We start from the raw sequence: 22,058 nt of genomic DNA on the forward strand, positions 1-22,058 counted from the left end.
GCGGGATCTACCTCGCCTCTCCGTGGATCCGACCCGCCGTGTTCCGCCCGCTGTCCTGCCCGGCGTTCAGGGTCGTCGGCCAGGACGCGTCCGCGGCCACCAGCGCCTCGATCCGTACGCCTCCGTGGAGCCGTCCGGCGTTCTCCCAGGCCAGCATCCGGTGGAGGCCGTCGAGATGGATCAGGCCCTCGCGTGGCTCCATCCGTTCGTAGTCGGCTCCGGGGACGGCGCGGGTGCTCAGATGGATGGGGCCGAGAGGTGCCGTGGCCTGCCAGTTCAGCTTGTGCGCGCAATGCGGGTTGGACAGCGCGTAGGTATCGCCGAGCGCCCGGAGCGCCGCCGAGGCGTCGGCGAGGGTGAGGCCGGTCGGGGGGACGAGTTCGATCCCGCCGCCCTCCCCGAGGTGCCAGGGGAGGATCACCTCCAGCAGTTCGCTCCGGTCGAGCAGCACCCGGTACCAGTGCCCCAGCAGTCGGTCCGCCGCGTGAAGGTTCGACTCGGCGTCGTCGTTGGTGTTGTCCCGCTCGTCCGGGTCGTAGGGGTGGTCCCGCAGGAACTCCCGCACCACGGCGTCGGACGGGACGGAGCCGATCACTCTCATGCGCTGCCTCTCGGGGTCCGGGCCGGTCACCGCCCCGCAGCGGGGCACACCCCGATCAGGGTCACCCACCCGGCCACCGTCGATCAAACGATTTCGACCCGTGGGCGGGGACCTGACGCCCTCTTGCCTCCCGGCCGCGCAGGCTCCATGGTTGACGCGCGTCACCTCACCCCCCACCTCCCCCCTTCCCATCTCACCCGGCCTGGAGATCACATGCTCCGACGCACTCTGAGACTGGTCGCCGCATTTGTCATGTTCCTGTCTGCCGTGGCGGTGGGTACCGTCGCGACCGCCGGAACCGCCCACGCCGACGGGTGTTACACCTGGAGCCGCACGCTGTCGCAGGGCGCCTCGGGCGCCGATGTCACCCAGCTCCAGATCCGCCTCGTCGGCTACCCCGGCCACGGCGCCGAACTCGCCGTCGACGGACAGTTCGGGCCCGGCACCACCGCCGCCCTCAAGCGCTTCCAGTCGGCGTACGGGCTGGCGTCCGACGGGGTCGCCGGCTCCGGCACGTACACCAAGCTGTACGCCCTCCAGGACGACGACTGCACGCCCATCCACTTCTCCTACGGCGAACTCAACGACTGCAACACCACCTGGTCGGGCGGGGCGGTGAGCGCCGCGACCGCGAAGTCGAACGCCCTGCGCACCATGTGGAAGCTGGAGGCCCTGCGGCACGCGCTCGGGGATCAGCCGATCACCGTGACCAGCGGCTTCCGTTCCGTCGCCTGCAACAACGCGGTCGGCGGCGCGAGCAACAGCCGCCATCTGTACGGCGACGCGGCCGATCTGGGCGCCGGGCCGCACTCCCTGTGCACCCTCGCCAAACAGGCCCGCGACCACGGCTTCCGCGGCATCCTCGGCCCGGGCTACCCCGGCCACGACGACCACACCCACGTCGACCAGCGCTCCGCCCCGTTCTGGTCCGCCCCCACCTGCGGCATCTGACCCGGCCTCCGCTCGGGCCGCCCGCCCGGCCCCTTCCCGGCCGGACCCGCCCGGACTTCCGGGGCCGACGGATCGCCCCGGCCGTGGTGGCGGCCTGGGCCGGACGCGAGCGCCGTACCAAGGAGGCGCTCTTCCACAGCACCTCCGCGACCGACCGGGCGTCCCGGTCGGTCGCCCGCGTCCTGGGCCTGATCCCGCTGGGCTGGATCTGGACCGTACGTCAGGACGCGGGCGGTGGTCACCAGGCGCAGTCGGGAACGCCGGCGATCTTCTCGCCACCCCGGACGTAGAGGTTGTTCACCCAGCCGATGGTGCCGTCCGCCAACTCGACCTGCGTCCACCACCGGTTGCTGTGTCCGAGGTCGTGGACGGTCTCCCCCGTCCGCTGGCAGTGCGCGTCGACCGTCGTACGGGAGACCTTGGCGACGACGGGGCAGGTGCGGGAGGGGTGGAAGACGCAGTTGGGGTCCGCGCCGTCGTGGCGGAGGTTGACGTCCGTCGCCCAGATGTAGACGGACGGGCGGGCCGCCGCTGACGCCGCCGGACGGCCCGAGGCGCTCGGGGCGAGCGTCAGCAGGCCGACCGCGGCGGCCACGGCGGTCACCGCCCTGACCAGGCGTGCGGTGTCCCACGCCCCACCGGTTCGGTTCGGCGCGGCGCTCAGGCGCACGCCCATCAGATGTACTCGCAGTCGACGGTGGGGTCCGACAGGCTGTCGACCGGCGCACCCGGCACCGGCCCGTTGTTCGAACCGCCGCTCACGTACACCGCCGAGATCCAGCCCAGGGTCCGGCCCGGCGTGATGATCTGCACCCAGTAGGTGTTGGTGAGGCGGCCGTCCGTCACCCGCCCGGACTCCCCCGCGTCGACCTGGCAGTACGCCTTGACCTTGACCCGCGAGAGACGTTCGGTGGTGGCGAGGTCGCAGGTCCTGCTCTGGCAGGAACGCACCCGCACGTCGCTCGCCCACACATGCACCTCCCCGCTCGGCGGATGCGCCGCCGCCGGCGGGGCCGCCGACAGGAGGATCGAGGCGGCGGCCACGAGAAGGCCCACCAGCGAGCGCAGGACCCGGGCGCCGACAGCGCCGGGTCCGGCGCTGGACCCGGCCCTCCGCGCCGTGCCACGCGGGCCGGTACCCGTGGCTGTGTCCCTGTCCCTGTCCCTGTCCGTGTGCCGTGGAGTGGTGGTCATTCCGGAGCCTCCAGGTGGTCGTCGCGGGCGGCGAGTGCCGCGCGGTCCACCGTGTCGACGGGCGGTGCCGTCCCGCCGTATGCCCGGGGCCCCCGAACTCAGCCGACCGGGTGCTCCCAGCCCCCGGGACCCCCCGACACCACCGGTTCCAGCGGTTCCCGTGCCTCCCTGCTGCCGAGTTCGCGGAAGACCCGCAGCGCCTCCCGCGCCAGCCGCCGCCCCTCCTCCGCCTCGCCTCTGCCTCGTTCGGCACGGGCCAGGTCGCGCAGGGTGCGGGCCCGCCACAGGGGCAGTGCCAGCTTCTCCCACAGGCGCAGGGCGCCCCGCAGGGTCTCGGCGGCCCGGTCCCAGTCGGACACGACGAGGTGCCACTCGCCGATCGTGCGCAGGACGAGGGCCTCCCCGAACAGGTCCTCGCGCTCACGGGTGATCTCCAGACACCGGTCGAGCCGCCGCCGGGACTCGACCGTCCGGCCCTGCCGGAACTCCACCTTGGCCAGCGACTGGCTCGCGTACATGACCCCGAAGGTGTCGCCCGTCTCCTCGAAGACCGCGAGGGAGCGGCGCAGCAGCGTCTCCGCGCTCGACAACTCGCCGCGCGCCCGGTGGCACAGGCCCAGCGCGCGCAGCGCGAGCGCCTCACCGTGCCGGTCGCGGGCCGTGACGTAGAGGCGGCGCGAGCGGGACAGGGCGTCCCATGCCTCCTCGAAGCGACCCTGGTCCCGGTGCACACAGCCGATGCCGTACGCGGCGTGCGCCATGGACACGAGGTCGTCCGGCTCCCGGTAGTGCTCCAAAGCGGAGGTCAGCAGGTTCAGGGCCTCCTGGAAGCGGGCCTGCTCCCTGCGGGCCGCGCCCATCCCGGCCAGCGCCTCCGCCCGGCCCCTGCGCACCGCCCGCTCCTCGAACAGCCGCAGCGCGGCGGCGAAGAAGTCGTACGCCTCGTCCAGACGGTCCTGCTCCAGGCGGAGTTGGCCGAGACCGTGGAGCAGCCACGCCTCGCCCTCGGTGTCGCCGCCCCGGCGTACGGCGTCCAGCGCCACGTGGTGCGACCGGGACCAGGCGTCGAACCGGTTGTAGAGCGCGGCGGAAGCGGCCATCAGCGCGGCGGCGAGTTCCCTGGCGGCGTCCAGCATGCCGTGCTCGGCGCAGTGGGTGACGGCGGCGAGCAGACACCGGTGCTCGGCGGCGAACCACGCGGCCGGCTCCCCCACCGACGTGTACGCCGACCCCGGCGCGGCCACCGGGGCGGCCCTGACCGTCGGCATCGGCCCCGGCGGCGGGCCCGCTCCCGCACCTGGAGGCGGCAAGGGCGTCGCCACCTCCCCCGACCCCTCCGCCGTCGAGAGCCCCTGCCGTCCCGTGCCCGACCCCTCCCCCGTCGAGAGCCCCTCCCGTCCCGTGCCCGACCCCTCCCCCGTCGAGAGCCCCTCCCGTCCCGTGCCCGGCAGCAGCCGCGCCGCGCCCCCCGGGCCGCGCGCCGCCGCGTCCCTGGCCATGCCCAGCCAGTGGGCGACCAGGCGGCGTACGGCGGTCTCCCGCTCCTGCGGATCCTCGTCGGCCAGACACCGTTCCCGTGCGTGTTCGCGGGCCAGGTCGTGGATGCGGTAGCGGGTGCGGCCGGTCTCGTCGGTGCGGACGACCTCCACGAAGTGGCAGTCCACCAGGCGCTCCACGGCGTCCTCCGCCTCGTGCGCCGCCACGTCGAGCAGCGGTCCGGCGACCCACGCGGCGAAGTCGGGCAGGTCCATCAGGGCCAGACGGCGCAGGGCGCGCTGTTCGTGGGCGTCGAGATCGGCGTAGCCGAGGCCGAGGCTGGCGCGGACCTCCAGGTCACCGGCCTGTAGTTCGTCCAGGCGGCGGCGTTCGTCCTGGAGGCGGGTGGCGAGGCGGGCGGGGGTCCAGTGGGGGCGGGCGGCGAGGCGGGCCCCGGCGATGCGTACGGCGAGCGGGAGCCGGCCGCACAGGGTGACGATCTCGGCGGCCCGGTCGGGCTCCAGGCCGGGGCGGGTCGGTCCGGCGACCCGGGCCAGCAGGGCGAGCGCCTCGGACTGGGACGGCACCCCCAGGTCCAGGTGGGCGGCGCCCTCCAGGGCGACCAGTCGACGGCGGCCGGTGATGAGTACGGCCGATCCGCCGCCGGTGGGCAGCAGCGGGCGCAGCCGGGCCTCGCTGACGGCGTTGTCCAGGATGAGCAGGACCCGGCGGCGGGCGATGTGGGTGCGGTACAGGCCGAGGAGGTCCTCCTCGTCGTGGGCCGGGGTGTCGGCGTCGATACCGAGGGCGCGCAGCAGCCGGGCGAGCGCGTCCGTGGTCCGTACGGGCTCCGAGTCGGCGGCGCGCAGGTCCACGAAGAGCTGTCCGTCGGGGAAGAGCGCGGCCGTGCGGTGGCCGACGTGGACGGCCAGGGCGGTCTTGCCGGTGCCCGACCGGCCGGAGATCACCCCGACCGGCGGCGCGGTGCGCTGCGGGTCGCGTACCTGTCGCAGCAGGGTGGTCGCCCAGCTGATCTGTGCCTCCCGCCCTATGAAGTCGGCGACGTCGGGCGGGAGTTGGGAGGGTACGGGGCGCCGGGCGGGGCCGTCGGGCGGGGCGTTGCCTGGACGGCGGGGTGGTGGCGGACCGGCCGAGGGTCCCGTCGAGGTCACGGTCCGCGCGGGGGCGGGTGCCTGCGTCGCCGTTCGGCGGTCCGGCGCCCTCAGGACCGAGGTGTCGGCCTGGAGCACGGCGCGGTGCAGGGCGCTCAGTTCAGGGCCCGGGTCGAGGCCCAGTTCCGTACGGAGGTGTCGGCGGCCCTCGTCGTAGCAGCGCAGGGCGTCGGCGACCCGGCCGGCGCGGAACAGCGCGGTCATCAGCTGGCCGCGCGGGCGTTCCCGCAGGGGGTGGGCGGCGACATGGGCGACGAGTTCGGCCACGAGGTCCGTACGGCGGTCCAGGTCCAGTTCGGCGGCAAAGCGGAACTCCTGTGCCTCCAGACGGAGTTCCGTCAGCCGCATGGCCTCGACGCGGGCGAAGCTCTGGCCGAGTCCTTCCAGGGCGTCCCGGCCGCGCCACAGGCGGACCGCCGACTGAAGGGTGTCGACGGATTCCTCGGAGCGGCCGTCGAGGGCGGCGGCCCGGCCGGCCGCGCACGCCTGCTCGAAACGCCGGGAGTCCACGGCGGCGGGCGGGAACTCGGCGACGTAGCCCGGGGAGCGGGTGCGGACGGCGTCGGCGCCCTCCCAGCCGGACAGGGCGCGGCGCAGTCCGGAGATGTGCGAGGCGACGAGCGCCCGCGCGGTGGCGGGCGGTTCCTCCTCCCAGATCAGGTCGACCAGTCTTTCGGCGGTCAGCACCTCTCCGAGATGGACGACGAGTGCGGCGAATATGGCCGTCGGTTTGGCGCCGTTCAGCGGAATCCGCTGTCCTCCGCTCGACACCTCGACCGGACCCAGAAGGCGAACGTCCATCGTGTCCCCCGATTTCACGTTCCGCATCAGGGGACAACATACCGACACGCGCCGACGGGCATGCCTCGCGCCGCGCTGCCCGTCTGCTGTCGGCGGCGCGGCAAGGACCTCGGTTGGCCGAAATACGCTGGGTGTCCGGTGGGAATTCCTCGCCATTCGATGAAGGGACTGTCCGACTTCCGCCCTGGGGACGGGTGTCGGCACCCCGCTGTATGAGCGCGCTCCGGGCCGCTCCGGAGCCCGCTCCTGGTTCCGTTGCGGCCCCATTCCGGATTGTTCGGAGGGTTTCGAGGATTCCCTCCGAGTTCGAGCGCGGTCCACGGCACCGGGGCACAAAACGTTTCTGCGGTATTTCGGCGGACGGCCGCTGACGGAAAGCGGCCAAAGACACCCGCAGAGCGCCCGTCGGCGCGGCGGATCGGGCCTGCATCCGTTCTGCAGCGTTCTTGCAGAACTCCCCGCCACGCTGGTGAGCGTGACGGACATCATCCTGCTCTCGGACCCCCGCGTCGCCGCGACCCCGGTCTCCGACAACGGCGAACCCCTGGTCGACCTCCGCGCGGTCGCCACGCTGCGGGTGGACTCCCGCCAGGCCGACGGCGACGGCTCGTACGCGCATCTGCGGGCCGGCGTGCTGCACCGGCTCCTGCTCGCCCAGAACGTGCTGCCGCCCGGCGTACGGCTCCTGGTGGTGGAGGGGTTCCGGCCGCCCACGCTCCAGCACCGCTACTTCGAGGAGTACGCGGCCACCCTGCGGGCCGCGCACCCCGACGCCTCGCCCGCGCGCATACGCGAGCTGGCCAGCGCCTACATCTCGCCGCCCGAGGTCGCCCCGCACGTGAGCGGCGGCGCGGTGGATCTCACGCTGTGCGCCGAGGACGGGACGGAACTCCCCCTCGGCACCGAGGTCAACGCGACGCCCGAGGAGAGCGGGGGCCGCTGCCGCACCGCCGCGCCGGACCTCGACGCCGAGGCCCGCGCCCACCGGGCGGTGCTCGGCGACGCGATGACCGCGGCGGGATTCGTCAACTACCCGACCGAGTGGTGGCACTGGTCGTACGGGGACCGGTACTGGGCGCTGACGACCCGGGCGCGGACGGCCCCGTACGGACCGACCACCCTCAGCCGCCCTTAGGGGCACCGTCCGACATCGGACACGACACGGGGAACACCATGGAGAACCACTGTGTCGCGGCGACGATGACCACGTCGTCCGCGACCGCCCACCGCCCGAACACCAGCACCAGCACCAGCAGGGCCTTCGCCGCCGAGCACATGAGCGTCGCCGAGTTCGACGAGGCGTTCACCACCGCGATGCCCCGGCTGCGGCGCCGGCTGCTGGCCCTGACCGGAAATCCGTACGACGCCGACGACCTGGTGCAGGAGACCTATCTACGGCTGTCCCGCCGGGCGCGGGCCCACACCCTGGCGCGGCAGCGGCAGCCGTACGCCTACACCTGCGCGGCGGCGCTCAACCTGCTGCGCGATCTGTGGCGGCACCCCTCACGTCAGGAGCGCAGCATCGACCGGCTGCCGGAGCCTAGCTGGGACGGCGGCTTCGCGGGCAGCGAGGCCGAGGCGGTCGCCACGGCGCTGCTGCGCGGGCTGTCCGCGAAGGAGGCGGCGGCCGTGATCCTGGTGGACATCGAGGGACTGACCCACGACATGGCGGCGGAACGGCTCGGCGCGCACCGGGGCACGGTCCAGCGCAACCGGATGCGCGGCCTCGCCAAGATCCGTGCCGCACTCGACGCATACGAACCGGCCACCCCGTCCGTCCCCACCGCGAAGGCGGACGGGACCGCGCGGCGGGCTCGCACGGCATGACCCGCGCCCTCCGGGACCGCCTCGGCTCCGGTCCCGTTCCTTCCCTCCGGTCGACCTCATCCGTACAGCGCGTGAACCACATCAGGGAGCAACGAATGCGCCGCACGCACCGCACTCTGGCGACAGCAGCCGGACTGCTGCTCGCCGCCACCTCGGCCGGTACCGGTACGGCGGTGGCCGCCGTGTCACCGGCCTCGGCACCGGCCCTCTCCGCCGCCGACTGCCGGCCTCTGGCGAGCGCGCCCGCCGACGCGCAGGCGATCGTGAACGCCGCCTGTTCGCAGATCGGGGTGCCCTACTCGTGGGGCGGCGGCTCCGTCCACGGGCCGACCTACGGCCAGGACTATCCGGGCGGCGGCCCGGGCTCCCACGACAGCCAGGTCAAGGGCTTCGACTGCTCGCACCTGATGCAGTACGCCGCCTGGCAGGGCGCGGGGATCGCGCTGCCGGAGGGCTCCTGGAACCAGGCCCGGTGGAGCGGTGCCACCGCCCGCTTCGACCGGGGCCAGGGCCTCGGCCCGCTCCAGCCGGGCGATCTGCTGCTGTGGGCGTCCGATCCGGGCAACCTGGGCTCCGTGCACCACATCGCGCTCTACCTCGGCGACGGGAAGATGGTGGAGGCGCGGGAGTCGGGGACGCGGGTGATGGTCAGCGACGTACGGCTGAACGCGCAGTACGCGGGCGCCCTGCGGATCACCGGTGGTGAGCAGCCGCCCGAGGACACCAAGCGGTTCATGACCTGGGGCACCGACGTCAGTCTGCGTCCGGAGGCCGGCACCCGGCAGCCGCCCGTGACCCGGCTGTCCGGCCCGACGGCGGTGGACGTGCGGTGCCAGCAGCGGGGCGAGCTGGTGGAGGCCGAGGGGCACAGCAACGACGCCTGGTCGTATCTGCCGAAGTACCGGGCCTGGATCTCGAACATCTACATCGACGACCCGGCGGCCTGGCTGCCCGGCGTCCCCACCTGCTGACCCACCCGCCACCCCCGCTCACCGCACAGCCGACCCCGATCATCTCTCCACCCCCACGAAGGAGTTCCCTCATGCGCGTCCGCAAGCCCACCCTGTCGCTCGGGATGCTCACCGCCGCTCTCGCCGCGACCGGGCTGATCCCGCTCACGGCCGGAGCCGCCGAGGCCGCCCCCGCCCGGCCCGCCGACTACGCCGGGTCCTGCCCCGCCGCCGGTCGGATCTCCCAGGGCTGGCACTCCGGGCACGACGGCGTCGACATCGCCAACAACCGCGGTACGCCGATCCACTCGACCGGTCCCGGCACGGTCATCGCGTCCGGGCCCGCCAGTGGCTACGGCCAGTGGATCCGCATCCGGCACGACGACGGCACGGTCACCGAGTACGGCCACATGTACGAGCGGCTCGTCTCCGTGAACCAGCGGGTCGGCAGCGGTCAGCTGATCGCGCGGATGGGCTCCGAGGGCGAATCCACCGGCAACCACCTGCACTTCGAGGCCCACAGCTCGACCTCCAGCACCCGCGGCATGGACCCGGTGCCGTATCTGTCGGCGCGCGGGGTCGGGCTGCCGTGCACCCCGGGCGGCGGCGGTACGCCCGGCACCAACTTCACCACCTGGGGCACCAGTGTGCGGGTCCGCTCCGACGCCCGGCTGAACGCCTCGGTCGTGCGGACGCTGAGCGGGCCGACCGCCGTCCAGGTGGAGTGCCAGAAGCGCGGCGACCTGGTCAACGCCGAGGGCCACAGCAACGACGCCTGGGCGTACATCCCCGCGCTCGGCGGCTACATCAGCAACATCTACATCGACCACCCGGACGCCTGGCTGCCGGGGGTACGTACCTGCTGACCCGCGCCCGCCGTCCGCCGGTCGCCCGCATCCACGGCTCCGTCGGCGGGAAGGAACCCGGTGCAACCCGGCGGGGGCGCGCGGTCGCGGGCGCCCGCCGGGACGGGTCACGGAGACGGAGGTGCCGCTCGTGGGCGGTGGGGTCGGCGAGGGACACGGGAACCGGGAGTACGGGTGCCGCAGGATCCAGCGGGAGACGGCGGTGGCCGACGGCTGTCCCGTCTCCCGCGGCGCCGACGGCGTCTGGCGGGTGAGCGGCTACGACGAGGCCCGTACGGTGCTGCGCAGCACCGCCACCGTGCAGGCCGGGCTCGGGATCGAGACGGTCGAGAAGCTGCCCGCCCGCATCCGGCGTCCGGTGCTCTACCGGGACGGGCCCGAACACCGTGAGCACCGGCGGCAGACGTCCCGGTTCTTCACCCCGCGCCGGGTCCACGAGCACTACCGCGACCTCATGGTGCGCGTCGCCGAGGCCCGGCTCGATCAGCTCCGGACGGCCCGTCAGGCCCGGTTGTCCGATCTGAGTTTCGATCTCGCCATCGAGGTCGCCTGTGCGGTCATCGGGCTGACCGACAGCAAGCCGGGCATCAAGCGGCGTCTGGAGCGCTTCTTCCCGGAGGAGTTCGGCACACCGGGGCTGACCAGCCTGCACGGCATCCGCTGGATGGTCCGGCAGAACACCAACTGGCTGCGGATCTACTTCGGTGATGTACGCCCCGCCGTGCGGGCCCGCCGCCGTGAGCGGCGTGACGACCTCATCTCGCATCTCCTGGACGAGGGCTGCTCGGCCCAGGAGGTTCTCGGTGAGTGCCTCACCTTCGCCGCGGCCGGGATGGTCACCACCCGTGAGTTCATCAGCGCCGCCGCGTGGCATCTGTTCTCGGAACCCGGGCTTCTGGCGCACTACCGGTCCTTGGAGGAGCGGGGCCGGCTCGACCTGCTGGGCGAGATCCTGCGTCTGGAGCCGGTCATCGGGCGGCTGAGCCGCCGTACCACCGGTCCCCTCGATCTGCCCGGGGACGGCGGCGGGGCGGTGACGGTACCGGCCGGGGAACGTATCGAGATCCTCGTCGACCGGGTCAACCTCGACGAACGCACCGTCGGACCGGGCGCCGACCGGGTGCGCCCCGGCCGCCCCATGGGCGACGGCGCCGGCGCCCCGGGGCTCTCCTTCGGTGACGGCCCGCACAAGTGCCCGGGACTCCATGTGGCGCTTCTGGAGACGGACGTGTTCCTGAGCAGGCTGTTCGCGCTGCCAGGGGTACGGATGACGGCCCCGCCCCAGGTCGGTTTCATCGACGGCATCGAGAGCTACGAACTCCGCCACTGCACGGTCGCCGTCGACACCGCCGAGCCCTCCGCGCCGATGGCCTCCTGACGGTCCATCACCCGGGGAGCGCCGGCCGAACGGCGCGCCCGATCGGGCGAGGGCGCCGTTCGGGTACGGCGATGCCCTCGCGGGCGGTCCCTCCCGAAGGGGGGCCGCCCGCGAGGGTGTTCATGCGGTGCCGGGGCCCGCGTCCGTCACAGGGTCAGGAGTGCGCGGTGCGCGACTCCCGTGGACTTCAGCGGGCGTACGGCGAGACGGACCAGCGACAGGGCGTTGTCGTCCCCCGCGATGCGGTTGGCGCTCAGCTCACCGCAGGTCCGGCACTGATGGATGATCATCCATTCGCCGTCCGGCCGTACCGACATGCCGAGGGCCTCCATCCGGCCCCGGCACTGCGAGGCCCGGTCGCCGGGGATCCGGCGATCGACGTGCAGACTGGCCAGGCAGTACGGGCAGTGGTTGCGGTGGGCGGTGCCGGGGGCGTCCGCGGAGACGTCCAGCCGGCAGGCCACACACCGGAAGTCGTTGGCCCGGTGTCCGCCCTGCGTGTGCAGGACGGTCTTGTGCCGCTGGGGGCGGCGTGGCTTTCCGTCCCCGCGCTGACGAGTGCGTCGTGGCATGGTGCGTTCCCTCCTACCGGCGGTCAGAGGGTGCCGAACGCTTCGAGCGGGAACGGCGGTTGCGCGAGTGGCCGTACGGCCATCCGCATCAGGATGAGCTGGTTGTCGTCCGAGCAGACGGGGTTGGACGTCAGCTCGTCGCACTGCACACAGCGGTGGATGACCATCCAGTCGCCGGTGCGCAGCACCGCGATGGCGATGGGGGCCATCCGGCCGTGGCAGTCGGTGGCGCCGCCCTCGACATGGTCGATGATATGCCGGGAGTGCAGGCACGACGGGCAGTGATTGCGCCGTGTGCCGTCACCGGAGGCCGCGGACACGGTGAGTCCGCACCACGCGCAGGTGAAAGTGTCGATCTTCAGAGTGTTGTGAGAGGTGTTGCTGGACACCCGGGGTGCTCCCTGCTGAGAGATGAGTCATGACAGCAAGAGCAGGCCGAGCGGCCTCGACGGGACGGAGCCGCGTGCATGGCCGGATGGCGGCACGGGGCGTCGGACGATTACGCGGTACGGCGAGGCGCGCTCGGCGCGGGCCGGGTCATAAAACACCCTCACTGGGGCCGTGGGGCCCGGTCGACTGCGGTGCGGAACGCCCCCACGATAACGGGGTCGCACTCGGGGGCGTCAAAGCATTTGTCTCCGGATCTCCGCCGGGCTCCCGCCGGGCCCCTTGCGCCCGGTCCCCGTCGGTCGTCCCTGGTCAGCCGAACATGCCCGGGACGTAGGAGCCGGCCGGCTGACGGACGATGACGTTCAGCCGGTTATAGGCGTTGATCATGGCGATCAGCGCCACGAGCGCGGCGAGCTGCTCCTCGTCGTAGTGCTTCTGCGCGGCGGCCCACACCTCGTCCGACACGCCGCCCGCCGCGTCGGCGATCCGGGTGCCCTCCTCGGTCAGCTCCAGGGCGGCGCGCTCGGCCTCGGTGAAGACCGTGGCCTCGCGCCAGACCGCGACCAGGTTGAGGCGGGTCTGGGTCTCACCGGCCTCCAGTGCCTCCTTGGTGTGCATGTCGGTGCAGAAGCCGCAGCCGTTGATCTGGCTGGCGCGCAGTTTCACCAGTTCCTGGACGACGTCGGACAGCGACGAGTCGCTGACTTCCTTCCCGGCCGCGTGGATGCGCTTCAGGAAGGTCTCGGCGGACGGGACGGCCATCAGATTCAGACGGGGGTCCATGGTGTGCTCCTCTGCCTCAATGGGTGCTTTTGGCGGGTACACACCTTTGACGCGTCCGAGCGGCGCGATGTGACATGCGGGCGCGTGACCTGGGTCACGCGCCCGCCCCGGTCACAGCAGGTCGCCGATGTGCTCCAGCGTGTACCGGCCCACCCGCTTGCCCAGCCGGATCCCGGCCTCGTCGGCCGACCTGGTGTGGATGCCGGAGAAGATCCGTGCCCCGACGTTCTCGTCCGAGAGCCGCTTCCACGTCGTGTAGGTCCGGGTCACCCCGGGTGCGGTGGGGCTGGTCAGCGGGAAGGGCGCGGTGCGGGCGCCGAAGCGGTTCGCGAGGACGGCCTCCGCCGCTCCCGAGTAGGTGTTGTGACCACTGGGGTAGTCGGGGTGGGAGGGCGTGGTGTGCAGCGGGGTCCACGCCGGGTCGGAGGCGATGACCCCGGTGCGGATCGCGGTCACGGGGCGCCAGCGTTCGTAGGCGTACTTGGTGTCCGAGGTGGCGATCTGGGTGTCGACCAGGGCGATGTGGAAGAGGGCGACGCTCAGGGCCCGCTCCGCCGTGTCCTGGCCGCTGCGGTCGAGGGCGACGCGCAGCGGCTCGGTGTAGAGGGTGAGGGAGGAGCCGTACCAGAAGTTCGCCGTCTCCGTCTGGTGGGCGGTGCGTACGGTGCTGTCCAGGGCGCCGTACGCCCGTACCTCGGCGAGGTCCGTGGCGTACTGGCGGGAGTCCAGGGCGGGCGGCGGGCCGAGCCGGAAGTGGCTCGGGGAGGTGAGCAGGAAGGGGCGGGCGAGGCGGTTGCCGTACTGGACGGCGGGGCCGTAGGCGGGCGGGGTGGGCTGCCAGCGGCCGGGGGCCGGGGCGGGCACGGGGTAGGGGGCGTTGACCGTGGCGGGGTCCAGTCCGTCGCCCTGCCGGGAGTCGAGGACCCGGGCGGCCTCGCGCCGGCCGGCCGCGAGGCCGGCGTCCGTGGAGTCGCCGGGCGGAAGGGCGGCGAGGGTCTGGCGGAGGGTGGCGTCGAGATGCTCGGCGCGGGTCGGGGCGACGGTGACGAGGGTGTGGTGGAGGGCCGCCGCGACGGCCGCCGCCCGGAAGGCGGCGCGGTCGGTGCCGCCCGGCACCCCGCGGGCGGCGCGGGCCGCCGCCAGCCAACCGATCGCCCAGGTGCGGCTGTTGGTGACCTGGGTCGTCGCACCGGCCGCGGCGAGCGTCGCGGCGGTGGCGTCGTACCAGGTCAGGACGGTGTCGGTGGAGGACGCCCGGGTGGCGGGGGTGGCCGCGGCGGCCTGGGGTGTCCCGGCGAGGGTGCCGAGGACGGCGGTGGCGCCCAGGGCGACGACGGTGCGGCGGGTGGGGCGGGGTCCGGGCTGGCTCACGCGTACTCCTTGGATGAGGTGGGGGCGGTGGCGCGGGGTCTGGGCAGTCCGTAGTGGTCGCGCAGGGTGGTGCCGTCGTAGGCGGTGCGGAACAGGCCGCGCGAGCGCAGGATCGGTACGACCTGGTCGGCGAAGAGGTCGAAGCCGCCGGGCAGCCAGGGCGGCATGATGTTGAACCCGTCGGCGGCGCCGTGCTCGAACCACTCCTGGATCTGGTCGGCGATCTGCTCCGGTGTCCCGGCGACGACCCGGTGGCCGCGGGCTCCGGCGAGGCGGTGCAGCAGTTGCCGGACGGTGGGCTCCTCGCGCTCGATGATGTCGAGGACCAGTCGGAAGCGGCTGCCGTTGCCGCGTTCGCCGCCGGTCTCGATGAGCCGGCGCGGTACGGGGCCGTCGAGTTCGGCGGCGCTCAGACGCAGCCCGAGGAGCCGGTGCAGGAGCTGGAGCGAGTAGTCGGGCTGGGTGAGGTCGTTGAACTCCTCGTGCAGCGCGCGTGCCTGTGCCTCCGTCGATCCGATGAAGGGGCTGATGCCCGGCAGCACCAGCAGGCGGCCGGGGTCGCGGCCCAGGACCGAGGCGCGCGCCTTCACGTCGGCGTAGAACTCCTGGCCGCTGCGGAGGGTCTGGTGGGCGGTGAAGACGGCCTCGGCGTGGGCGGCGGCGAAGGCGCGGCCGTCGTCGGAGGACCCGGCCTGGACGTAGACCGGGCGGCCCTGCGGGGAGCGGGGCAGATTGAGGGGGCCACGCACCTTGAGGTGGGGGCCGCTGTGGTCGATCTCGTGGATGCGGTCGGTGTCGGCGAACAGTCCGCTGCGCTGGTCGGCGACGAGTGCCTCGTCCTCCCAGCTGTCCCACAGCCGGGTCACCACGTCCACGAACTCCCGGGCAAGGTCGTAGCGTTCGGCGTGCACGGGGTGGGCGTCCAGGCCGAAGTTCCCGGCGGCCTGGGGGGCTCCGGTGGTGACGATGTTCCAGCCCGCCCGGCCCCGGCTGAGGTGGTCGAGGGAGGCGAAGAGCCGGGCCAGGTTGTAGGGCTCGGTGTAGGTGGTGGAGGCGGTGGCGATCAGGCCGATGCGTTCGGTGGCGGCGGCGATCGCGGAGAGCCAGGTGAAGGGTTCCAGGCGGAACCGGCTGGCGTAGCGGACGTTGTCGGCGAGGCTGGGTCCGTCGGCGAAGAACACCGCGTCGAACGCGGCCCGTTCGGCGCGGCGGGCGAGGTCCTGGTAGAGGCCGATGTCGAGGAGTCGTCCGGGGTCGGTGCCGGAGTGCCGCCAGGCGGCCTCGTGGTGGCCGCCGGGGTAGATGAACAGGTTCAGCCGGAGCTTGCGGGACGTCATGCGGCGCCGCTCCTCTCGGGAGGTCGCGTACGGTCGGGCGCGGGGCCGGTGCGTTCGGTGAGGTCCGTGAGGTCCGTGAGGTCCACGGGATCCACTCCGAGGTGGTTCAGCAGGCGCCCGCGCAGGGCGGCGTACCCGGTGTCGCCGTGGCGTCGTGGTGCGGGCAGGGTGACGGGCTCGTCGGCCGCGATCCGGCCCCGGTCGAGGACGACGACCCGGTCGGCGAGGGCGATGGCCTCGTCCACGTCGTGGGTGACGAGGAGCACGGCGGGCCGGTGCCGTGCGCACAGCCGTCGCAGCAGGGTGTGCATCCGGAGCCGGGTGAGGGCGTCGAGCGCCCCGAACGGCTCGTCCGCGAGGAGGAGTTGTGGTTCCCGTACGAGGGAGCGGGCGAGGGAGACGCGCTGCTGTTCACCGCCGGAGAGTTCGACGGGCCAGGCCCGTTCGCGTCCGGCGAGGCCCACCTCGGCCAGCGCGGCCCTGCCCCGATGCTCGGCGTCGGGGCCGGTCAGACCGAGGACGACATTGTCGAGCAGCCGCTTCCAGGGCAGCAGCCGGGCGTCCTGGAAGACGACCGAGACATGGGCGGGGGCGGTGAGGTCGCCGCTGCCGGTGACGTCGTGGTCGAGCCCGGCCAGGGCCCGCAGCAGGGTGCTCTTGCCGGAGCCGCTGCGGCCGAGGAGGGCGACGAACTCGCCGGGGGCGATGGACAGGTCCAGTCGGTCGAGCACCGTACGCGCCCCGAAAGACCGTACGAGGGCGGTGACGGTGGTGCGGTCCTCCGCGGTGGTCAGCCCGCCAGGGTGCGGCGCCATGACAGGGTCCTCCTCTCCACGAGCCGGACGAGGGCGTCGGAGACGAGGCCGAGCAGACCGTAGACGACGAGTCCGACGAGGATGATGTCGGTCTGGCCGTAGGTGCGGGCCAGTTCCATCATGTAGCCGATGCCGCTGGTGGCGTTGACCTGCTCGACCACCACCAGGGCCAGCCAGGCGGCGGTGACCGCGAAGCGCATGCCGAGCAGGAAGCCCGGCAGGGCGCCGGGGAGCACGACATGGCGGACGAAGCCGAGCCGGGACAGGCGTACCGTTTCTGCGAGTTCGACGTAACGGCTGTCGATGGTGCGCAGGCCGTTGTGGGTGTGGATGTAGACGGGCACGAGCACACCGAGCGCGATGGTGACGACCTTCATCGTCTCGCCGATGCCGAACCAGAGGATCAGCAGGGGGATGAGGGCGAGGGAGGGGATGGCCCGTTTGATCTGCACCGGGCCGTCGATGACCGCCTCTCCGACACGGCTGAGGCCGGACAGGACGGCGAGGACGAGTCCGGCGGCCACTCCGAACAGCAGGCCGAGCAGGGCGCGTTGCGCGGAGGTGGCCAGATGGGACTGGAGGCGGCCGTCGGCGAGCAGGTCGGCGGAGGTCCGCGCGATGGTCCAGGGCGCGGGCAGGCTGCGTGGGTCGAGGAGGCCGAGGGCGGAGCCGGCCGCCCAGAGCGCGAGGAGCAGGAGCGGGCCGACGGCCCAGCCGTAGGGGACGGGGCGTCCGGGGCCCAGACGCCTGCGGCCGAGGCGGACGGGGGCCGGGCGGGCGGTGGGGGCCGCGGGGGCCGTCTGTTTCTCGTAGGCCGTGGTGCTCATGGTGTCGTCCCTTCGGCGGCGAGGGCGTCGGCGGCGACCGATTCGAAGCGGCGGTCGAAGAGGATCTCCGCGTCGAAGGATTCGTGGTCCTGCTCCCGGGCCAGCAGGTCGATGGTCTGCTGCTGGCGTTCGATGACGGCGGTCCAGTCCGCGGGGATGTCGGGGTGGCCGTTGCGCCGGACGAGGTACTCGCCGTCCTCGGGGCTGAGTCCCTGGTCCTTGACGTAGTAGCCCTCGATCCAGTCCTCGGGGTGTTCGTCGATCCAGATCTGGGCGCGGGCCCAGAACTCGATGAGTTCCCTGGTGGCCGCGGCCTTCTGCGGGTCGCTGACGGACTCGGTGAGGGCCCAGAGGTGGGCCGGGTCGTCGCGCAGTCCGTGCTGGATGGTGGTGCCGCCGTCGCCGCCGTACTTGGTGAGATAGCGCTTGATGTTCACATCGCCGAGCGGGGCGGCGTCGACCTGATGGTTTCCGAGGGCGGTGGGATAGACGTCGCCGGTGCTGGCGATCTCGACGAGTTCCACATCGTCCTGGGTGAGTCCGGCTTTCTCCAGAATGCGCAGGACGAGGGCGCCCTGGGCCTGTCCGGGGCTGTAGGCGATCTTCTTTCCGCGCAGGTCTTCCAGGGTGGCGATGTCGGCGTCGGGTGCGATGCCGAGTTCGTAGATGGGGTTCTTGATCGGGTCCGCGCGGAATCGGCCGGCGACGAGTTTGGTGTCGAGCCCCGTCCAGTGGGCGTTGATGGAGGGGATCTCGGCGGCCGAGCAGAGATCGAGGGCGTCGGCGCGAAACGCCTCCGAGCATTGGGGGCCGCCACTGATGTTGGCCCATTTCACGGTGAAGGGCAGGTCGTCGATCTGCCCGGAGAGTTCGAGGGCGACCTTGAGGTCGGGGGCGCCGACGGTGAGGGTGGTGCCGGAGGAGACGGTGGCCGGGATCTTCTCGGCGGAGACGTCTTCACTGCCCGCGGTGGACGCGGCATTCTCCACGCACGCGGTGAGGGTGAGAGGGAGGGCGGTGAGGGCGGCGAGGACGGCCGCTCGACGGATTCCGGGCATGCGTGTGCGAGAGGTCATGAAGGGCCTTCACGGGAAATCGGGAAACCGCCCTGGGAACCGGGGGGAAATTCAGTGGCGGTGAAAGGGATACGAAAGGGGAAGCACCAGGACTGCCTGAGAAGCAGCCGGACGAAAGGCGGTGGGGGTGGCGGCCGGACGGCTCAACGACACACGGCAGTGGCGACACGCATCAGATCGATGACTGGCCGCTTTCTGAACTGCCGGGGCTTCCGCATACGCATGAAGCTATCCGTGGGGCAAATTCCGGTCAAGAAGCGGGAGTTGAAGGAGGGATTCTGCAATGACAGCTTCGTGGCGGCGCCATGCTTCCGTAACAATGGCCGTCCGGCCGGATGGACGGGCGGGCGGCCGTCGGAGGGCGGCGGGCGGGCGTCGGAGGGCGGCGGGCGGGCGCTGCGGGTGGGAAGGACGACGGGACCGCCGCGGTGCCCGGTGGGGCGGTGCGGCGGTCCCGGTGGGATGGGGTGGGATGGGGTGAGGTGCGGCGGTCCCGTCGGGGCCGGGTGCCGGGCCGGTGGGGCCGGGTGCCGGGCCGGTGGGGCCGGGTGCCGGGCCGGTGGGGCCGGGTGCCGGGCCGGTGGGGCCGGGTGCCGGGCCGGTGGGGTGCGGTGTGCGGGCCGGTCAGTCGGTGGAGGGGCGCTCCAGCGCCACCTTCGGTACCAGCCGGCCGAGGGGGCGCGGCAGCCACCAGGCGCGGGTGCCGAGCAGTTGCATCACGGCGGGCACGATGAGGCAGCGGATGAGCACGGCGTCGAGCAGCACGGCCACCGCGAGGCCCAGCCCGAACTGCTGGAGCATCCGGCTCGGGCTGAGCACGAACGCGGCGAACACCACGATCATGATGGCCGCGGCGGCGGTGATGACCCGGCCGGTCGCGGCGAGGCCCTCCCGTACCGCCCCGGCGTGGTCCTTGGTGTGTTCCCACTCCTCGTGGATGCGGGAGACGAGGAACACCTCGTAGTCCATGGAGAGCCCGAACACGATGGCGAAGATCATGACGGGGATGAACGCCTCGATGGGCCCCGGTTCGACGCCGAACCAGCCGTGCTGGAAGACGAGGGTGATGGCGCCGAGGGCCGCCGAGATGGACAGCAGGTTGAGCAGGGCCGCCTTGAGCGGGATGAGCAGGGAGCGGAAGACGACCATCAGCAGCAGCGCGGACAGTCCGACGACCAGGGCGACGAAGAGCGGCATCCGGGCGGAGACCGCGTCGGAGAAGTCCTGGGTGGCCGCCGTGGAGCCGCCGACGAGGCAGGTGGCGTCGGTCCGCTCCTCAAGGCCGGGCAGCACCGCGTCGCGGAGCCGGTGCACCAGGTCGGTGGTGCCCTCGTCCTGGGGCTCGGTGTCCGGGTAGGCGATGAGGGTGGAGACGGCGCTGTCACGGGTGGGCAGGGGCGGGCTGACGGCGGCGATGCCCTCGGTGTCCGCGAGGGTGGTGCGCACTTGTGCGGCGGCGTCCGCGGTCCCCCCGTCGACCACGACGACCAGCGGGCCGTTGAAGCCGGGGCCGAAGCCGTCGGCGAGCAGGTCGTACGCCTGCCGGCCGGTGGTCGTGGTGGGGTCGTTGCCCGCGTCGGCGAAACCCAGGCGCATCCCGAGGGCGGGGGCCGACAGGGCGAGCAGGGCGATGACCGTGGCGAGCAGCGCGGGCAGCGGCCGGCGCTGTACGGCGGTGGCCCAGGTCCGCCATCCGGCGCCCTCGTGGCGGCCCTTGGCCCGCGCCTTCGCGGCCTTCTTGTGGATGTGCCGCTCGATCCGGCGGCCGAACAGGGCGAGCAGCGCGGGCAGCAGGGTCAGCGAGGCCGCCAGGGTGACCAGCACGGTGAGCGCGACGGCCAGGGCGACGCCCTGGAGGGAGCCGAGGCCGAGGGCGATCAGTCCGAGCAGGGCGATGACGACCGTGCACCCGGCGAAGACGACGGTGCGGCCGGCGGCGTCCAGCGCGGTGCGGGTCGCGGTGGCACGGTCGGATCCGGCCGTGATCTCGTGCCGGTAGCGGTAGAAGATCAGCAGCGCGTAGTCCACGCCGACGCCGAGGCCGACCAGCATCATGATGGGCGGGGTGAAGTCGGCGACGGTGAAGACGCGCGAGGCCAGGGCGATGAGGCCGACGGCGCCGCCGACCGCGAACAGGGCGGTGACCAGGGGGACGGCCGCCGCGAGCAGGGAGCCGAAGAGGAGCACCAGGACGACGAGCGCGGCGAGCATGCCGGCGCCTTCGGCGGCCCCGCCCTCGCCCTCCTCGGCGCCGCGTACGGCCTCGCCGCCGAGTTCGACGCGCAGGCCGTCGCCCGCGGCGCCTCGGGCGGTGGCGATGACGCGGGTGACGTCGTCCTTCGGCACCTCCTCCGACGTGCCGTCGAGGGTCACGGTCGCGTAGGCGACGGTGCCGTCCTCGGAGACGGCCGCGGCGTCCTCGTAGGGGCTGCGGACCTCGGCCACGCCGGGCAGGCCGCGCACCGTCGCCAGCATGGTCTCGACGGCGGAGCGGTCGTCGGCCACCCCGGCCGGGTCCTGGAGGACGATCTGTACGCTGCCCCCGGCCTGGGCGGCGCCGTGTTCGCGCAGCAGGTCGGTGGCGGCCTGGGAGTCGGTGCCGGGCAGCGAGAAGTCGTTCCGGTAGGCGCTGCCCGCCGCCTGGGATCCTGCGGTGATCGCGACGACGACCAGGACCCACAGGAGGACGGCGGCCCAGCGCCGCCGCTGTGACCAGCCGGCCAGCCGGGCGAGGACGCCGCCGCGCGCGCCGGGCGGCGGTCCGTCCTGGGGATGGCCGGGGCCCCGGCGGTGGTCCGTGCCGGACGGTGCGTGTGCGTTCATGCCGACAGGTTCGGGAGCGACGGGGGCTCCCCGCGTCGGCCTGCGGGGGACAACCGGGCTACCCCCGTGGTTGCGGACGGCGGGGCGGGCGTACGCCCGGGGTTGCGGGCCCACCGGGTCCCGGGGGCGGAACCGCCGTCAGCCGCCGAGCCAGCCGGGGGTGATCATGCCCGACTCGTAGGCCAGCACGACCAGTTGGGAGCGGTCGCGGACGTCGAGCTTGGTCATGATGCGGCTGACATGCGTCTTGGCGGTGGCGGGGCTGAGCACCAGGTGGGCGGCGATCTCGTCGTTGGTGAGGCCCTGGGCGACCAGGCGCATCACCTCACGTTCGCGTTCGGTGAGGGCGTTGAGCCGGGGGCTGGGCTCGGGCACCTTGACCCGCCCGGCGAACTCGGCGATCAGCCGCCTGGTGATGCCCGGGCTGATCAGCGCGTCCCCGCGCGCGGCCACCCGTACCGCCTGGATCAGTTCCTCCGGTTCGGTGTCCTTGACCAGGAAGCCGCTGGCCCCGGCGCGCAGCGCGCCGTACACGTAGTCGTCCAGGTCGAAGGTGGTCAGGATGACGACCTTCACCGCCGCGAGGCGCGGGTCCCCGGCGATCCTGCGGGCCGCCTCCAGGCCGTCCGTGCCGGGCATGCGGATGTCCATGAGCACCACGTCCGGGGCGAGTTCCCGGCACCGGGCGACGGCCTCGTCCCCGTCGCCCGCCTCGCCGACCACGTCGAAGTCCTCCTCGTCCTCCAGGATCGACCGGAACCCGGCACGCACGAGGCGCTGGTCGTCCGCCAGCAGGACCTTGATCATGGGGGTGGGGTGCTCCGATCGGAACGGGGACGGGGGCCTTC

At 73.1% G+C, this 22,058-nt stretch carries 21 protein-coding genes; 7 read left to right on the forward strand and 14 right to left on the reverse strand.

Annotated elements, in window-relative coordinates; all coding sequences use genetic code 11:
* Positions 1–7: 7 nt before the first annotated feature.
* A complete protein-coding gene (locus ACIQNG_RS21335; RefSeq protein ID WP_401434865.1) occupies positions 8–601 on the reverse strand; it encodes a DUF6309 family protein in 594 nt (197 codons plus the stop codon).
* A gap of 213 nt (positions 602–814) precedes the next feature.
* Between ACIQNG_RS21335 and ACIQNG_RS21340 the strand changes: the two genes are divergently transcribed.
* On the forward strand, positions 815–1,552 hold the full coding sequence (locus ACIQNG_RS21340; protein ID WP_401486914.1) for a D-Ala-D-Ala carboxypeptidase family metallohydrolase: 738 nt from the start codon (positions 815–817) through the stop codon (positions 1,550–1,552).
* 83 nt (positions 1,553–1,635) lie between these two features.
* A complete protein-coding gene (locus ACIQNG_RS21345; RefSeq protein ID WP_401486915.1) occupies positions 1,636–1,842 on the forward strand; it encodes a hypothetical protein in 207 nt (68 codons plus the stop codon).
* Here ACIQNG_RS21345 and ACIQNG_RS21350 read toward each other — a convergent pair.
* The 3 genes from ACIQNG_RS21350 to ACIQNG_RS21360 form a co-directional block, all read right to left on the reverse strand.
* The gene (locus ACIQNG_RS21350; protein ID WP_401486917.1) at positions 1,791–2,228 is read right to left on the reverse strand and encodes a peptidase M23; all 438 of its coding nucleotides are present in this window, start codon (positions 2,226–2,228) and stop codon (positions 1,791–1,793) included. The genes ACIQNG_RS21345 and ACIQNG_RS21350 overlap by 52 nt on opposite strands.
* Positions 2,228–2,596 (reverse strand): hypothetical protein, encoded by a 369-nt coding sequence (locus tag ACIQNG_RS21355; protein WP_401486919.1) that lies wholly within the window; start codon positions 2,594–2,596, stop codon positions 2,228–2,230. Before ACIQNG_RS21355 ends, ACIQNG_RS21350 begins: the two co-directional genes overlap by 1 nt.
* Positions 2,597–2,844: 248 nt before the next feature.
* A complete protein-coding gene (locus tag ACIQNG_RS21360) occupies positions 2,845–6,195 on the reverse strand; it encodes an AfsR/SARP family transcriptional regulator (RefSeq protein ID WP_401486921.1) in 3,351 nt (1,116 codons plus the stop codon).
* 475 nt (positions 6,196–6,670) lie between these two features.
* Between ACIQNG_RS21360 and ACIQNG_RS21365 the strand changes: the two genes are divergently transcribed.
* The 5 genes from ACIQNG_RS21365 to ACIQNG_RS21385 all read left to right on the forward strand — a co-directional run bounded on the left by ACIQNG_RS21365 (position 6,671) and on the right by ACIQNG_RS21385 (position 11,216).
* Complete coding sequence (locus tag ACIQNG_RS21365; protein WP_401434849.1) at positions 6,671–7,330, forward strand: M15 family metallopeptidase; 660 nt, start codon at positions 6,671–6,673, stop codon at positions 7,328–7,330.
* A 140-nt stretch (positions 7,331–7,470) separates the two neighbouring features.
* Positions 7,471–8,022, forward strand: coding sequence for an RNA polymerase sigma factor (locus ACIQNG_RS21370; protein WP_401487156.1), 552 nt, complete (start codon positions 7,471–7,473; stop codon positions 8,020–8,022).
* A 95-nt stretch (positions 8,023–8,117) separates the two neighbouring features.
* Positions 8,118–8,993 carry a C40 family peptidase gene (locus ACIQNG_RS21375; protein ID WP_401486923.1) on the forward strand — a complete coding sequence of 292 codons (876 nt, stop codon included), beginning with the start codon at positions 8,118–8,120 and terminating at the stop codon, positions 8,991–8,993.
* A gap of 71 nt (positions 8,994–9,064) precedes the next feature.
* Positions 9,065–9,838, forward strand: coding sequence for a peptidoglycan DD-metalloendopeptidase family protein (locus tag ACIQNG_RS21380; RefSeq protein WP_401486924.1), 774 nt, complete (start codon positions 9,065–9,067; stop codon positions 9,836–9,838).
* Positions 9,839–9,959: 121 nt separating this feature from the next.
* Positions 9,960–11,216 carry a cytochrome P450 gene (locus ACIQNG_RS21385; protein WP_401486926.1) on the forward strand — a complete coding sequence of 419 codons (1,257 nt, stop codon included), beginning with the start codon at positions 9,960–9,962 and terminating at the stop codon, positions 11,214–11,216.
* A 146-nt stretch (positions 11,217–11,362) separates the two neighbouring features.
* Here the strand turns inward: ACIQNG_RS21385 and ACIQNG_RS21390 are convergent, their stop codons facing one another.
* From ACIQNG_RS21390 to ACIQNG_RS21435, 10 genes are all read right to left on the reverse strand, one after another.
* Positions 11,363–11,788, reverse strand: a complete 426-nt coding sequence (locus ACIQNG_RS21390) for an RNHCP domain-containing protein (protein WP_401434840.1) — start codon at positions 11,786–11,788, stop codon at positions 11,363–11,365.
* A 23-nt stretch (positions 11,789–11,811) separates the two neighbouring features.
* On the reverse strand, positions 11,812–12,177 hold the full coding sequence (locus ACIQNG_RS21395; protein WP_401486929.1) for an RNHCP domain-containing protein: 366 nt from the start codon (positions 12,175–12,177) through the stop codon (positions 11,812–11,814).
* 310 nt (positions 12,178–12,487) lie between these two features.
* Positions 12,488–12,961, reverse strand: a complete 474-nt coding sequence (locus tag ACIQNG_RS21400; RefSeq protein WP_401434835.1) for a carboxymuconolactone decarboxylase family protein — start codon at positions 12,959–12,961, stop codon at positions 12,488–12,490.
* Between the two features lie 111 nt (positions 12,962–13,072).
* On the reverse strand, positions 13,073–14,332 hold the full coding sequence (locus ACIQNG_RS21405) for a vanadium-dependent haloperoxidase (RefSeq protein WP_401486931.1): 1,260 nt from the start codon (positions 14,330–14,332) through the stop codon (positions 13,073–13,075).
* On the reverse strand, positions 14,329–15,669 hold the full coding sequence (locus tag ACIQNG_RS21410; protein WP_401486933.1) for an LLM class flavin-dependent oxidoreductase: 1,341 nt from the start codon (positions 15,667–15,669) through the stop codon (positions 14,329–14,331). The genes ACIQNG_RS21405 and ACIQNG_RS21410 overlap by 4 nt, the downstream gene beginning before the upstream one ends.
* Positions 15,666–16,484: an ABC transporter ATP-binding protein gene (locus ACIQNG_RS21415; RefSeq protein WP_401486935.1), complete on the reverse strand. Its 819-nt coding sequence runs from the start codon at positions 16,482–16,484 to the stop codon at positions 15,666–15,668. Before ACIQNG_RS21415 ends, ACIQNG_RS21410 begins: the two co-directional genes overlap by 4 nt.
* Positions 16,460–17,311 carry an ABC transporter permease gene (locus tag ACIQNG_RS21420; protein ID WP_401486937.1) on the reverse strand — a complete coding sequence of 284 codons (852 nt, stop codon included), beginning with the start codon at positions 17,309–17,311 and terminating at the stop codon, positions 16,460–16,462. Before ACIQNG_RS21420 ends, ACIQNG_RS21415 begins: the two co-directional genes overlap by 25 nt.
* Positions 17,308–18,387: an ABC transporter substrate-binding protein gene (locus ACIQNG_RS21425; protein ID WP_401434823.1), complete on the reverse strand. Its 1,080-nt coding sequence runs from the start codon at positions 18,385–18,387 to the stop codon at positions 17,308–17,310. The genes ACIQNG_RS21420 and ACIQNG_RS21425 overlap by 4 nt, the downstream gene beginning before the upstream one ends.
* 624 nt (positions 18,388–19,011) lie before the next feature.
* The gene (locus ACIQNG_RS21430; RefSeq protein ID WP_401486939.1) at positions 19,012–21,210 is read right to left on the reverse strand and encodes an MMPL family transporter; all 2,199 of its coding nucleotides are present in this window, start codon (positions 21,208–21,210) and stop codon (positions 19,012–19,014) included.
* A 138-nt stretch (positions 21,211–21,348) separates the two neighbouring features.
* A complete protein-coding gene (locus tag ACIQNG_RS21435) occupies positions 21,349–22,017 on the reverse strand; it encodes a response regulator (RefSeq protein WP_401486941.1) in 669 nt (222 codons plus the stop codon).
* Positions 22,018–22,058 lie beyond the last annotated feature (41 nt).

Origin of the sequence: Streptomyces sp. NPDC091377 (genome assembly GCF_044757045.1) — a bacterium.
Lineage (GTDB): Bacteria > Actinomycetota > Actinomycetes > Streptomycetales > Streptomycetaceae > Streptomyces.